Source organism: Candidatus Bathyarchaeia archaeon, from assembly GCA_035283685.1.
In the GTDB taxonomy this organism is placed as follows: Archaea; Thermoproteota; Bathyarchaeia; order Bathyarchaeales; family Bathyarchaeaceae; genus DATETJ01.
This window is the reverse complement of sequence record DATETJ010000009.1, coordinates 25,297-39,166: the sequence shown is the minus strand read 5'-3', so window position 1 is coordinate 39,166 and position 13,870 is coordinate 25,297. Positions and strand designations below refer to the sequence as shown.

Genomic DNA, 13,870 nt, shown 5'->3' with positions numbered 1-13,870 from the left:
TCTCAAAAGACAAACTGAGGTCAAAAGAATTAGTTTATTCTTTTCTTGCTCTCCTTGACAATAATGCCTCGTTGCCTCATCATGTTAATGTACTTCGTATAGAGCTTCCCGTTCATACCAAGCCTCTCGGGTGGAATCACACCTTTCTCATCCAAGGTCTTCTTGGCTACAAGCTGAGCCACAACCGAAGCGGTATAAGCCGTGGTCCTCGCCATGGCTGTCACCTTACGCCTCTTGTCAAAGCGGTCCAGCATCTGATACGTAAACCTGACTTTTCTCCCATCTTTCAGCCCAGCGACCTCAACAAGCATAGCAACAAAATCTGGAGTTCCTGGCCTCTTTAATTTTATCTCTAGCAGTTTTTCGGTAAGACTTCGTGGTGAAACGCTTACACTATCAACCTTCACCGGTCTCTCTTCGAGAAAGCCGAGAGCTTTAAGTAAGTTCATTTTTTCAATGTGTCCGGGATATCTCAGCGACTTCTCCCACATCTCCTTTGTGCCTTTAACCGTGTGAAGCAACGTTCTCAATCCGTCGGTGTAGAAACCCTGTAACCTGCCAACATGCGGAAACGTAATCTCTTCAAGACCAGTGGTCGCTTCGACTTGAATGGTTTTGCCATTTCGCACAATGTTTGCCCTTCGAGTGTACAATTCAATAAGGTCTTTCGATGACCAGGTGATCACATAGTCCAATGGAGGAAGAGGCTTCTCTGGCAACCCCCCGTTTAACAAGTGAACGCTCTCAACTTGGTCCATTTGACTAACCGCGTGTCCAACCAATATGCTACCTAACCCCGGGCTCATTCCACAGTCAGGGACAACACAGACATTGGCTTTCAAAGCGTCTTTATACAGCATCATAACGTCCTCGGGCATGAAAGAAACATCAACCATGTCAACGCCCGCTGAGATTGAAGCCTTGCAGGCTCTGAAACCCATGAAACCTGGCAGTGCGCCAACAGCTAGATCGAACTCCTTCATTGTTCTCACAAGCTCGCGATAGTTGGAGGCGTCTACAGCCATGCTTTCAACGTTGTCTCGACCGATTTTGGCAGCAGTCTGTTGAGCTCGGGCTTGGTCAACGTCAGCCACCACGATTTTCGCTGAAGGTAGACTCTGAGCCAAGTCTCCAGCTGCAATCGATCCTATGTTGCCGCAACCTAGCGCGATTATTTTCAAATCAAACCCAGACATTCATCTAGAGAGTGCATGCTTAAAACTTGCCCCAGCCATTCCAGGAACTTGGCCAGAGCAGGAAACGGCAGAGCAAAACATAAAGCAACGAACCTGAGTTAGTTCCAACGCTGCAAGACTTATTGAGGCATTAGACAATGTGGCAACAGAAATCCGAACAAAAAAAGTTCAAAGTGGGAGAAGTATCCATCGGCGGAACGCTAGGCGAAAGCCCCACAGTCCTAGTTGGATCAATCTTCTATCACAGGCAGAAGACTTTGGGCTTTCAAGAAGAAACCGGTGACTTCAACCGGAGCAAAGCTGAAGAACTAATGAGGACTCAGGAGGAATTCTCGGACAAAACCGGACTGCCCTGTATGCTCGATGTCGTCTTGCCCTCTAAAAAATGGGTAAGCCAACTACTGGATTTTATAACTTCAGTTACAAGTGCACCAATTTTCGTGGACGCGCCTTCAGCCGAAGTTAGAGTTGCAGGACTAGACTATGCGAAACAAACTGGAATTCTGAACCGTTGCGTCTACAATTCGCTCACTCCTGAATCCAAAAGCGTCGAATACGAGAAAATCATGGAAGCTGGAATCGAATCAGCTGTCTTGTTAGCCTTCAACGCCAAAAGTATGACCGTCGCGGGCAGAATTGAGGCGATAAAGCAGCTTCTGCCCAGAGCCCTTCAGAGCGGCATCAAAAAAATACTAGTTGACACATGTGTGCTGGATGTGCCAACCTTGGGCTCGGCGTTTAAAGCGACCCTTGAACTGAAAAGCGAATTAGGGTACCCCACTGGGTGTGGGGCTCACAACGCTATAGGTACATGGAAGGGGCTGAGAACCAAGATGGGTCTCCAAGCTGTCAAGCCTTGCATAGCCGTTGCCAACGCCTTAACGGTTGCAGCGGGAGCCGACTGGATACTCTACGGACCAATAGAAGACGCGCCATTCGTGTTCCCCGCAGTTGCCTTGGTAGACTCTGCCTTCGCTCAGCTACGAATGGAGAACGGAAAGATGCCCGCTGCATCTCATCCAATTTTCAGAATTGCCTAGAAAAATATGTAACCGATTCGTTAATCATTTACATTCAAAAGCTTTTTCGCGATTCTGACGGCTTCTATTGCGTCTTCGCCATAGCCGTCGGCTCCAGCTTCTTCAGCCCACTTTGCTGTAGCGGGGGCGCCTCCCACGAGAACTTTCACTTTCTTTCTCAGGTCAGCTTTCTTTAGAGCTTCGATGACTTCACACTGAATTGGAAGTGTCGTTGTCAAGAGAGCGGACAGAGCAACTATATCAGGGTTTAGCTCTCTAGTTTTCTGCACGAAGTCTTCGGTAGAAATGTCTTTTCCAATGTCGTGCACTTCAAAGCCTGCTGTGAAAAGCATCATGGCAACGATGTTCTTTCCAATGTCGTGGATGTCGCCTGCGACTGTGCCGATTAAGACTTTTCCTAATGCTTGTCTCTTTCCGCTGCTTTTCTTGATCAGTGGTTCCAAAACCTCGACAGTGGCTCTTCTGGCAGCGTCGCCTGCCACCACTAGGTGTACCAGGAATATTTCTCCGTTCTCGAATTCCTTGCCTATTTCTTTCAACACTTCCGTTAAAGCGTTGACAACTTGGATAGGGTCATTGCCCTCCGTTATCATTTTTCTAACGGTTTCGACGAATTTGTCTGCGTCAAATGCAAGTAGCTCTGCTCGAAGAGTTGAGACAAGCGTGCTCATGGTTACACCGCATTTATCTGGTTGCCTTAGAAATTTGTACTTCTCGATTTAAACCTATGCTTCAAAGAAAGTCGATGCTTATTTGAATAGCTCCAAAAGCTGTTGGGTAAGAAACTGTTAAAAGCGCTAAAGAGACCCAGACTCCAACTTGTAGCGCATGTCTCTGGAAGGGTAAAAATGTGGCTGAAGTTCTTAAACCAAGGGGAAATCGAAAAAATTCATAATGCCAGCCTGACAGTCTTGGAGGAAGCAGGCGTATCAGTCCAAGACCCTGATTTTCTGAAGTTTCTCGCAAACATGGGAGCGAACGTCGACTATGAAAAAAAGAGAGTTAGAATGTCTTCAGTTATGGTTGATGAGTGCCTGAAGAAGGCTCCAAGCGAAGTGACTTTTTACGCCCGAGACCCGAAGTACAACGTGAAGTTTGAAAATGGAAAAATCTACGCTCATCCGACAGGTGGAGCTGCCAACGTACTCGACCTTAATTCGGGAGCGGCGCGACCCGCAACTCGGAAAGACGTTGAAGACTTGACCACAGTTGTCGATGCGCTTCCGCACATCCACACCCAAGTGATGATAGTCTATCCAAACGATGTTCACGAACGTTTGAGGGATATTTATGCAGTTGACGCTGTTCTGAGAAACACTGGAAAGAACTTCGATGCCACGCCTTTCAACGATGAAAGCTTCAAGTTCATAATCAACATGATCATCGCAGTTCAAGGAGAAGAAGAACTAACTAGAAAGCCGATAATAACTGCCAGTGCCTCTCCAACCAGTCCACTTCAGTTCTCAGCCGAGGTAACAAGAATAACGACTAGGGCAACAAAGTACAACTTGCCCATCGCCGTGCTACCCTGTCCTCTAGCAGGAGCAACTAGCCCTGTTACCCTTGCGGGGACGCTAGTTCAACAAAACGCTGAAATGCTGGCAGGCATAACCATGGTGCAGCTTCTAAACCCGGGCAACCCAGTTCAATATTCGCCCCGCTGCATACCATTGGATATGCTAACTGGGCAAGCCTGTTACGGAATTGAGGCAACCATGATGAATGTAGGCTGTGTTCAGCTCGCACAATATTATGGTTTACCATGCGACGTGTATGGTTTGGACACGGATTCCAAAATTTTGGATGAGCAGTCAGGCATGGAGAGAGCAATGGGTGGGCTTCTCCCTGCACTAGCGGGAGCGAACTCTTTGTCAGGTGCAGGATGCATAGAGGGTGGAATAACCGCAAGTTATGAGCAACTCGTCATCGACGACGAAATCTTTGGAATGATATTTAGAGCAGCCAAGGGCATAGACGTTAACGAGGAAAAACTTGCGGCGGACGTAATAGTAAAAGTCGTGAAAGAGTCGTCGAACTTTCTGGAGCAGAAACACACTCTAAAGCATTTCCAAAGCGAATACTTCCGACCCAAGCTTGCCAGCAAAGACGCAAGAGCACGTTGGGAAAAAATGGGCAGCAAGAGCATAGTAGATGTAGCCCGAGAAAAAGCTAGGAAAATACTGGCAGAGCACCAGCCGCCTCAACTCGATAAAGATGTGGGGCGTAAAGTGGACGAAATTGTGAAAACAGCGACGAAAGCGTTAGGACCTTAGAATACTGGCGCTGCGTCAACACCTGAAGACCAGTCTGGCTTGGGTGAATGTGAAACGTTTGGAAATTCGTTCTTACCAGAGATGCTGCCAGTCCTTTTTTGCTCAAAGGCTGACGGAAGCCTATTGATTCATAGCGGGGCACCAAGGTTTGTTGATGAAGTTTCTGATTTTCCTTTCAAAGGTCTTTCGAGGGGGAAATCCCAATGATGAAACGTAAGTGTTGAAATCCACCAGACTCTTCCCTTTCCGAAGTGCCGCTGTCTGGAGTCTTCTGACCACGTCGCCCGCGATGCAGTAGCAGGGGGCGTAGCCCACTGTTTCAAGGAAACCCCATGTCTCATTGTAAATCATTTTCTTTGAAAGTCCTGTTTCTTTGTGTGCCCATTCAACGAAATCGGCTATGGGTTCCTTTTCCATGTTTATCCTTACATCAAATATGGCTCTTAGAAAACGCATGATTCGCCATTTTTGAACGATGAACTCGTTTTCAAGCAACATTGTTTCAATGTCGTCCCCTCGGCTCAATATTTTCAGAAGGGCAGTTTCCTCGTCGCTTGGCTTCTTCTTGACTGAGAGTTTTTTCAGCAGTATGGCGAACTCCAGTTCTCTGTGAAATGAGATGCCGTCTGAGATGTGTGTGGAAATCGCTGACGAAACAATCTCTAATAGACGCGGGTTCGCTGCAAACTGTGTGACTGAATTCGAGTAGTTGACTGCGTGGCCATATTCCTCATGTAGGATCGCCTGAACGAGCTCGGGAGCATTGATCGACGATGAAGTACGAGGATCTGTGGTGATGAAGAAGACATTGAATGGTTTGTGGGTCAGACCGTCGAAAGGCATCATCGCGGCAGTGGTTATCAGGTTGACCAAGTATGGAGGAGTTTCTATGACTCTTGTCTCATACTTAGGCGTCATTCTTACTATGTTATCATCAAACACTTTCTGAGTAACATATCGAGTTTGCCTTACAAATTGTAGGGCTTCTTGCCTCGGAATGCCTTTACGTTTGCTTATTTCTTCATCCATTGTTTCCACTGACGGCTTGGCGCCGTAGGCTTTGGCTAGCGAGCGCGTAATCCTGTGAAGGATTGGTAGCTCTTTCTTGAGCCAGCGCGTGGCTTTTGCCTCGATTTCCTCCGTAGTTTCTGGATAGCCCCATACGTCGGCGAGAAGCTTCGGATATTTGGCTTTGTGCTGAACTTTCTCTCGGTTCTTCCTAATGATCGGGTATACTTCGCCAAAGTCTCCTTGTTTGATGCCTTTAGCTCCGAAGAGTCTTCTGTATTTTGAAGCTTCTTGCTTCAGTACGGTCATCGATTTCTTGACGTTTTCGTCTTTGGCTTCGGTGAATATTGTATCTAGTATGCCCAGAAGGTGATCGGTTGTTTGACATGTGAGTATTCTGATTTCTGTTGACCATTTTTTGTCTCCGAGTAGACTTGTATATGCTTTAAGGGCTTCTCCAACCTGCATTGCTAGAGACTGGAGATGCTCAGGAACGATTCCTTCTTTTACCAGATGGGCAAAGAAGGCGTTTGCAGCGCGTGAGGGAACCATGTATGGCTCGTTGAAACTCAGGGATGTCAAATAGCTTCGGAGAAGTCCCCGCTGGTCTTCATTCGTGGCTAGCTTCAGAACGCTTTTCAATTCATTCTCTGCAGCTGCAAGGTTCTTTTTGGAAGGAACAAAGAATTTTCCTGCGCACAGGTTAATTCCATCGGTGTATGCAGACGATGGGTCGAATTGCTTGTACCACTTGAGAAATCGCTCTTCAACTGCGTTTAGTTCTTTCAAAATAGGATTTGGCTTCATGTTCTCTCTTCATCCACGACAGTTAGTCATTATGAATCTTTCTTTGCTCAGGTTTTGAAAAAGCCATGAATATCACGAACTGGAAAGAGACTAATGCAAGGCCTTCTTGCTTTCTTTCACACGTATACTGCGTTTCTTCAACAAAGCCATCAACTTCCTGAAGATGACTTCGTCGGCGCCGAGTTTTTCTGGCGGAATTATGCCTTTGTCTGTTATGCTTTTCTTGGCGATTAGCTGAGCAACGCATGAAGCAGTGTACGCTGTAGTTCTTGCCATTGCTGTCACCATGTTGCGTTCGTCATAGTGATCTAGCAAGTAGAAGCTGTACCTGATTTTCCTGCCGTTCTTCATTCCGTCGACTTGCACTATCATTGCAAGAATGTCATGGACCTCAGGCTTCTTCAGTTTGTGCTCCAGCAGTTTGACCGTTACGCTTCTTGGGGAAACGCTGGAGTCATCAATTTGGACTGGTTTTTCATCGAAGAAGCCCATCTCTCTCAGTAGTCTTATTTTCTCGATGTGCCCAGGGTACCTAAGAGTCTTCTCCGCCAAGTTCTCGACGCCTTTCACCGTGTGGAGCAGCGTTCTCAGCCCGTCGCTGAAGAAAGCCTCAAGTTTGCCGACGCCGGGGAGTTCGATTTGCTCTAGCGTGGCCAGTGGTTCAACCTCAGTTATCTTGCCGTCCTTGATGATTCTTGCTTTTCTCATGTATTCGTCTATAAGACCTTCAACAGACCACGTTATCGTATAACCAAGAGGAGGAATTGGCTTTGAAGGCAGACCTCCAACCAAGATTTTAGCGTCGTGAACGTGATCGAGTTTGCTTACACCGCGCATCAAGAGCATGTGGCTCAAGCCAGGTGCTACACCGCAGTCGGGAACGATTGTCACAGCTGCCTTTGTGGCTTTTTCACTCAGTGCTAGGGGATTCTCAGGCATGAATGAGACATCGACCATGTTTACCTTCGCGTCGATGCACGCCTTAAGTGCTTGGAAGCCTATCTCCCCAGGAAGCGCTCCTATCGCCAAGTCAAATCCTTTTAGGGTGTTGACCAAGTTGTCGCGGTTGGACACATCGAGTTCAAGTGAGGCGACGTTCTTCTTGCCAATTCGGGCAGCAGCTTCCTCTGCCCTATTGTGATCTCTGTCTGCCACGACTATTCTCGCCGAGGGCATGCTCTCTGCAAGGTCTTTGGCAATTACGGAACCGATGTGCCCGGTGCCCAGAATAAGTATTTTCATTTCCATCACCTTGATTAGAGAACCGGGAGAGACTTGATCTTGTAGCGTGTCATGATCTCGTTTAAGGCTTCCCTTAGGTCGTTTTCAACGTCAGGCAGTAATGGTTCTGGGATATGATCCTTGAGAATCTTGTCCACGGCTTCTCTGGCTCGGGCTACCATTTCTTTTGGCTTCTGTTTCCTAGTGGCTTCCAAAGTTGACCGATCAATGACATCTGAAGGCATAAGCTGCTCTTTTTCGAACCATTTTAATGTGTGAGCTTCTCCAAGGTAGTGCCCGCCGGGGCCAACTTTGCTTATGACATCAAACGCTAAGGTCTCAGAGGTGGCGTTGATGCCCTCTACGAGTCGTAGAGCCATTCCGCAGATTTCGTTGTCAATTATGAGTTTTTCAAGAGACTGGCAGTTTTCAAAAACGAGCATTCCGGGGCCAGAGATAACGTTTACACCTGCAAGGGCTCCTAGAATTGCCCCAGCGCCAGATTCAATGCCACATTGAGTATCTATGATCTTTGAGTCGCTCAGACCAAGATACGCGTGGCTCGGCAGTCCATAATGCTTGGCGATTTGTGCGGCAGCGCATGCTGTCATCATGTTTTCAATTGAGCCGAGACGAGAAGAGAGGTATTTCATGTCGAAGGTTGTTGGGGACCCCCCGTAGATGACTGGTGCTCCTGACTTTACAGCCTGAGAAATCACCAAGCCGCTTAGGAACTCGGCGTTGAATTGAACGAGAGTTCCTGCAAGAGTCACGGGGCTTGTGGCGCCCATCTGTGGTGCGGGTATGATTTCGGCTGGTAAACCAAATTTTGCGCAGTCTATCAGGTTTTGGCATGTGGTGTCGCTCCACATAAGCGGCGAGGAGGGGCAACAGTCGAAAATCGCCAAAGGCTTTGCCGCTAGCTTGTTTTTTCCAACTATGGTTTCCAGTAACCGCTTCATATCCAGGAGTCCCTGTTTTGTGAATGCACCCGTGATCATGGGTTTGGTAGAATTCTTGAGCACAAGGTAGAGACGGTAGAGGTCTCCTAGTTCCTCAGGCACTTCGGACGGCACCATCGCTGTACTCTGCGCTTGGATATGCTCCAAACCGTCTACCAGTCTCACTAGCTGAACAAGATCTTTCGAAAACGGTTGTCTTATTTCGCCTGTCGCATGGTCGCTGAAATAGACAGCGCTTGAGCCTGGGTTGAAGACCGTGCTGTTCCCACCTATTTCCAGCTCATTCTTTCCATCTCGGCTGTACAGTCTTATTAGTGAGCGGGTCTTACGCAGGGACTCCTTTACCAGAGACTGGGGAACATGTACGGTTTTCTTCCCTAGGTTCACACTGCACCCTGAGTTCTTTAGCAGGTTCAGAGCTTCGTTGTTCTTCACTACTACTCCAGTTTTCTCCAGAATCATTAAAGAAGCATTGTGAATGTTCTCGATGTCGTTGGTTGAGAGAAGCTGCAGTGTCGGTCTAACGGCAGATGGCGCTTTAGGCATGAAGCATCCCTTATCGACATTTGTGGGAACGAACCTATTTTCAAAGTCGACACTTAAGGCTTCTCTTTATTCAAGGATGGCAGTCGATTTCCTTGCTAAGCGCTGTGTCATTTGAAAGCAGTATTGGCTACACGCAGCTTTCTAGCATTATTCCCCGTTTCTAGGAGTCTGGACCGCGATTCAGTCTCAAGCCTAGGCGTTTCAAAGAAGTGCGTGAGTTTCATTTTGTTTTCTTGAGGATTTCCTTCATGAATGAGTCAAGTTCCTTTTCAGTGTCCGGAGCAGGGTGTCTAGGAACGTGCTCTTTCAGTATTCTGTCCACGGTTTCTTTGGCTCTTTCCAAGGTATTCTTAGCTCCGGTTCTTTCCCATTGTAGCTTGCTCATTTTATCTATTACAGGAGAAGGAACGTGTTCCTCGATTGAAAACCACTTCACGGTGTGTTTCTGAGCTAGAAAGTGTCCACCCTGATCGACCTTTTTGAGCAAGTCGAATGCCAGTGTTTCCTCATTTACGTCGATGCCTCTTGCAAGCCTTAATGCCATGCCGCAGATTTCGTTGTCAATAACGAGTTTTTCGAAGCTCTGGCAGTTTTCAAAGGCTAGCATTCCTGGTCCGGTTATGCAGTTGATTCCAGCCAGCGTTCCTAAGACTATCCCGTTAGTTGATTCGACTCCTGTTTGTGCATCAACCGTTTTTGTTTCGCTCATGCCAAGATAGGCGCCTGAGGGTATGCAGTAGAATCTCGCTATTTGGGAGTAGGCTATTGAAAGCATACAGACTTCAATGTTGCCGACGCATTGGGTTCCGTATCTCATGTCCATAAGCGATGGGGACCCACTGTAAATGACTGGGATTCCTTTTTTCACAAGTTGAGCCATGACAAGCCCGGACAGAAATTCAGCGTTGTGTTGCACTAGGAGTCCAGCCAACGTCACAGGTGCGGTTGAACCCAATTGTGGGGCGGGTATAACCTCAAGAGGAATATCTGATTTTGCTGAGTCAATGAGGTTTTGTGAGGTTACCTTGCTCCATTTTAGAGGAGGTGAAGGGCAGACATCCATCAAGAAAGGTGGTCTCTCACTGAGTGTTGACGGGCTTCCAAGTGCAATTTCGAGCATTTTCTTCATGTCGTGAAGCCCTTCGATTGTGAAGGAGCCTCCGACTACAGGCTTAACGAGTTCTTGAGTATTATGTACAGACGATATCTGTCGGCTACTACGCTTGGCACGTCTGAGACCAGCATCGCAGTGCTCTGAGCATGAATGTGTTCCAACGCGTCAGTCAACCTGACAAAATCAACGAAGTCTTGAGACAGCGGAGTTCTCATCTGCATGGTCTTTCTGTCTAGCATGTACACTGCAGTTGAGCCAGGATTGAAGTACACGTTAGTGCCGCCGAATAGAAGTTTGCATTTGCCATCAAATGAGTACAAGCTGAATTCAGCGGGAGCCTTTTGAAGAGATTCCTTAACAAGTGACTCGGGAGCGCAAGCTGACTCTTTCTCGAAATCAACTTTGGCGCCGGCTTCGTCCAGTATTTTCAAAGCTTCTTGGTTGTCTATTTTGAAGCCTATCTTCTCCAGGACCCGAAGCGAGGTTGCATGAATCGTCTCTATCTCATCGCGAGAAAGTAGCTGCAACAGGCTCCTAGCCAACAGTTTTCACCTTGTCGTGTGGCGAAGGACCCTTCCCGGAAGCGCGCCAAGGTGTCTGCCTCTTGCCACCACTATTTCGCCGCTAACCATCACGTACTCGATTCCTTCGGGATATTTGTGCGGATAATTGGGTAAGGGAAAATGATATGGGAAACGGCAAGTTGCTCTGTCCTTCATTGTGTCTGGGTTGAAAACAACAATGTCTGCACACATGCCCACTCTTATCAAGCCTCGATCAAACAGGCCGAGTTTCTGAGCTGGAAAAGATGTCATCTTCCTAATGGCTTCCTGAAGAGTAAGGACGCCTTCCTCCCTGACGAATCTCTCCAAAATGTAAGGATACTCGCCGTAACTGCAGGGATAATATCCGGAGATTCTGCTCAAAACCCCATAGGGTGCAACTGCGCTACCGTCGCTGCAGATCATCATGAGAGGATGTTTCAAGACCGCGCGAATGTCATCTTCGTCTATGTAATTGAAGATGGCGCTTGCTTCACCTTTTTCCTCAACCAGAACGTCGAAATAGGCATCAAACGGATCTGTTCCTCGAAGTCTAGCGATGTTATCAAAACTATTTCCAACCAGTTGCTTGTTTTTCTTGGCAGTGAATAGGAAAATTCTACCCCACTGCCCATGTTTAACGAGACCGCAGTAACCTGGTCCAGGGAATTTATCCGCGACTATCTCCTTCTTAATCCTCTTTCGAGTCTTATGGTCCTTCAGTCGTTCTACGATTTTGCCAGATCCACCAGCCTGAGCCCACTGCGGAAGAACACTGCTTAGTTGAGGACCCAAGTCGCTGTGGGCGTCATTGTCAATAGTCAGTTCGATACCGCGTGTCCGAGCGTCTTCGTAAAGTTTCGACATCTCTTTGAACTTGCCGTGTCCTCCATATTTGGGGCAATTGTGGGAGACTTGGACAGGTACTTTGGCTTTCTCTCCGATTTGTATGACTTCTTTCAAAGCGTCCACTATTGTCTCCCTTTCGCCTCTAGTGTGAGATGCGTAGAAACCCCCGTACCCAGCAACCACCTTGCACAGTTCAATTAACTCAGAGGTTTTGGCGAAGCAGCCCGGCAAATACACTAGCCCACTAGATAAGCCAAAGGCTCCTTCTTTCATGGACTGTGCGACAAGCTGCTTCATTTCATTCATCTCCTTCCTTTTAGGAGACCTGTTCTCGACGCCCATCACAGCTGTTCTCACAGCCCCGTGGCCAACAAGCGAAGCCACATTCAGGGACACTCCCTGCTCCTCTAAGCGGTGAAGGTAGTCACCGAAAGTAGACCAATTCCACTTCACTGCCTTAGCTTCAGCTCCCCACTCATCTTTGAGAAAGCGTAGCTTCTCTCTTCTCAAGGGCGCAGGGCTGGTGCCACAGTTGCCGATAACCTCTGTTGTTACGCCTTGTCTAATTTTGCTTTCTGCTCGAGGATTTATCAACAACGAAAGGTCCGAGTGCGTGTGAATGTCTATGAAACCTGGAGAAACCACTAGCCCGCGCGCGTCTATAACTCTCTCAGCCTTGGAGTCGCTCAGCTGGCCAAGCTCGGCTATTTTTCCCTGAGCGATTCCAATGTCAGCTTTAAACCATGGGTTGCCCGTGCCGTCGACTATGACCCCATTCTTGATGAGAGTTTCGAAAGCCACAAGTGACCCTCACATGTCATCAACATATAATCTTAAGATTTTTAAGGTCTTTTCAACAAATGCTAGCACGATGTAGTATGGTCAATCTTGAAAAAGTCGGCAAACACATTGACGTGCATCTAAGTCAACACATAAGTAGGATGCAAGAGTTCCTGCGCCAACCCAGCGTGTCAGCGGAAAACTTCGGCGTCAGAGAATGCGCCGAACTCCTAAAGAACTACCTTCTCAATCTTGGATGCAAAGACGCAAGACTCATAGAGACAGGAAGTTTTCCAGTAGTCTACGGCGAATACAACAGTCAAGCCGAGAAAACCTTACTTGTTTACATGATGTATGACACTCAACCGTTTGCCGGAGAAGAGTGGTCAAGTCCACCCTTGGAAGCGAGGCTTGTGGACATAAATCCGTTTGGCAAATGCGTCATTGCCCGAGGCGCCATAAACACCAAAGGACCACTTGTCGCATTTCTAAACGCCTTAGAATCCATCCTAGCAGTCGACGAAGAAATCCCTGTGAATCTGAAGTTCATGGCTCAAGGCGACGAAGAACTTGGAAGCACTGACTTCGCCAGATTCGTAGAAGAACACAAAGAAATGCTGGGAAAGGCCGACGCGCTTTTTGGACCAGACGCCAGCCAAGACGAGAAAGGCAAGGTGATCATGGGTCTTGGATGGAAAGGAATTGAATACGTCGAACTTGAATGCAGCGGCAAATCCTGGGGAAGAGGACCCACGGAATTCGACATACATAGCAGCGACAAATCATGGGTCGACAGCCCAGCGTGGCGCATGATACATACACTTGCAACCATGACCTCCGAAGACGGTAACCAAGTCCTAATTGATGGCTGGTACGACAATGTGAAACCGCCATCAAACGAGGATCTTGAACTCATCGACAAGCTAGTTCAGACACTCGATGAGGAGACCGCCAAGCGCGAAATGAAAGTTGACCGATTCATGAACGATCTGCACGGGAAAGAACTGCTTATGCAATATCTTTATTCAACAACGCTTAACATCGACGGCATTTGGGGCGGATACACTGGCCCAGGATCGAAAACAGTTGTTCCCCACAAAGTCACTGTCAAACTTGATACGCGACTTGTCCCAGATCAGCATTCATCAGAAATCATACCAAAGATTCGCCGACACCTTGACAAACACGGCTACTCAGACATCTCAGTTAGGTCATTAGATCCGTATGAGTGGTCCAAGACAAGCGTAAGAGAACCAGTGGTTCAAGCTATGATCGAAGCATACCGAAAACTAGGATACGAACCCGAGATTTGGCCACACTATGCTTCAAGTGTGCCTTATCACATGTTCAGTCGAGGTGCGCTCTACCTGCCGTTTTGCGACGGAGGACTCGGACATGGCGGAAGAGCCCACGCACCGGACGAGTATTTTGTTATCGAAGGAAACGACAAGGTCGCTGGACTGGCCAGTTGTGAGAAATCCTACGTCGCCATACTCGACGCCTATGCAAGCTACAAGCCGCTAAAGTAGGGA

At 47.8% G+C, this 13,870-nt stretch carries 11 protein-coding genes; 3 read left to right on the top strand and 8 right to left on the bottom strand.

Annotated elements, in window-relative coordinates; genetic code table 11:
* Positions 1-29: 29 nt before the first annotated feature.
* Positions 30-1,196 (bottom strand): saccharopine dehydrogenase C-terminal domain-containing protein, encoded by a 1,167-nt coding sequence (locus VJ249_06835; protein HKZ94276.1) that lies wholly within the window; start codon positions 1,194-1,196, stop codon positions 30-32.
* A gap of 137 nt (positions 1,197-1,333) precedes the next feature.
* On the opposite strand from VJ249_06835, the gene VJ249_06830 reads away from it, so the two are divergent.
* A complete protein-coding gene (locus VJ249_06830) occupies positions 1,334-2,236 on the top strand; it encodes a tetrahydromethanopterin S-methyltransferase subunit H (protein HKZ94275.1) in 903 nt (300 codons plus the stop codon).
* A 20-nt stretch (positions 2,237-2,256) separates the two neighbouring features.
* Here VJ249_06830 and VJ249_06825 read toward each other — a convergent pair whose 3' ends face one another.
* Positions 2,257-2,907: a cobalamin-dependent protein gene (locus VJ249_06825; protein HKZ94274.1), complete on the bottom strand. Its 651-nt coding sequence runs from the start codon at positions 2,905-2,907 to the stop codon at positions 2,257-2,259.
* A gap of 177 nt (positions 2,908-3,084) precedes the next feature.
* Between VJ249_06825 and VJ249_06820 the strand changes: the two genes are divergently transcribed.
* Entirely contained in the window at positions 3,085-4,509 is a 1,425-nt protein-coding gene (locus VJ249_06820; GenBank protein ID HKZ94273.1) for a trimethylamine methyltransferase family protein, read from the top strand.
* 120 nt (positions 4,510-4,629) lie between these two features.
* Here the strand turns inward: VJ249_06820 and VJ249_06815 are convergent, their stop codons facing one another.
* The 6 genes from VJ249_06815 to VJ249_06790 all read right to left on the bottom strand — a co-directional run bounded on the left by VJ249_06815 (position 4,630) and on the right by VJ249_06790 (position 12,359).
* Entirely contained in the window at positions 4,630-6,324 is a 1,695-nt protein-coding gene (locus VJ249_06815; protein ID HKZ94272.1) for a hypothetical protein, read from the bottom strand.
* A gap of 90 nt (positions 6,325-6,414) precedes the next feature.
* Entirely contained in the window at positions 6,415-7,566 is a 1,152-nt protein-coding gene (locus VJ249_06810; GenBank protein ID HKZ94271.1) for a saccharopine dehydrogenase family protein, read from the bottom strand.
* A gap of 14 nt (positions 7,567-7,580) precedes the next feature.
* Positions 7,581-9,053 (bottom strand): trimethylamine methyltransferase family protein, encoded by a 1,473-nt coding sequence (locus tag VJ249_06805; GenBank protein ID HKZ94270.1) that lies wholly within the window; start codon positions 9,051-9,053, stop codon positions 7,581-7,583.
* A gap of 220 nt (positions 9,054-9,273) precedes the next feature.
* Positions 9,274-10,182, bottom strand: coding sequence for a trimethylamine methyltransferase family protein (locus VJ249_06800; protein HKZ94269.1), 909 nt, complete (start codon positions 10,180-10,182; stop codon positions 9,274-9,276).
* 35 nt (positions 10,183-10,217) lie between these two features.
* On the bottom strand, positions 10,218-10,709 hold the full coding sequence (locus tag VJ249_06795; GenBank protein ID HKZ94268.1) for a trimethylamine methyltransferase family protein: 492 nt from the start codon (positions 10,707-10,709) through the stop codon (positions 10,218-10,220).
* A 6-nt stretch (positions 10,710-10,715) separates the two neighbouring features.
* A complete protein-coding gene (locus VJ249_06790; protein HKZ94267.1) occupies positions 10,716-12,359 on the bottom strand; it encodes a D-aminoacylase in 1,644 nt (547 codons plus the stop codon).
* A gap of 77 nt (positions 12,360-12,436) precedes the next feature.
* On the opposite strand from VJ249_06790, the gene VJ249_06785 reads away from it, so the two are divergent.
* Positions 12,437-13,867, top strand: coding sequence for a M20/M25/M40 family metallo-hydrolase (locus VJ249_06785; protein ID HKZ94266.1), 1,431 nt, complete (start codon positions 12,437-12,439; stop codon positions 13,865-13,867).
* The last annotated feature ends 3 nt before the right edge of the window (positions 13,868-13,870 follow it).

Excerpts from the sequence above, each read along its gene's own strand:
- VJ249_06835 (HKZ94276.1), bottom strand. The coding sequence starts at position 1,196 with ATGTCTGGGTTTGATTTGAAAATAATCGCGCTAGGTTGCGGCAACATA.
- VJ249_06830 (HKZ94275.1), top strand. The coding sequence starts at position 1,334 with ATGTGGCAACAGAAATCCGAACAAAAAAAGTTCAAAGTGGGAGAAGTA.
- VJ249_06825 (HKZ94274.1), bottom strand. The coding sequence starts at position 2,907 with ATGAGCACGCTTGTCTCAACTCTTCGAGCAGAGCTACTTGCATTTGAC.
- VJ249_06820 (HKZ94273.1), top strand. The coding sequence starts at position 3,085 with ATGTGGCTGAAGTTCTTAAACCAAGGGGAAATCGAAAAAATTCATAAT.
- VJ249_06815 (HKZ94272.1), bottom strand. The coding sequence starts at position 6,324 with ATGAAGCCAAATCCTATTTTGAAAGAACTAAACGCAGTTGAAGAGCGA.
- VJ249_06810 (HKZ94271.1), bottom strand. The coding sequence starts at position 7,566 with ATGAAAATACTTATTCTGGGCACCGGGCACATCGGTTCCGTAATTGCC.
- VJ249_06805 (HKZ94270.1), bottom strand. The coding sequence starts at position 9,053 with ATGCCTAAAGCGCCATCTGCCGTTAGACCGACACTGCAGCTTCTCTCA.
- VJ249_06800 (HKZ94269.1), bottom strand. The coding sequence starts at position 10,182 with ATGAAGAAAATGCTCGAAATTGCACTTGGAAGCCCGTCAACACTCAGT.
- VJ249_06785 (HKZ94266.1), top strand. The coding sequence starts at position 12,437 with ATGGTCAATCTTGAAAAAGTCGGCAAACACATTGACGTGCATCTAAGT.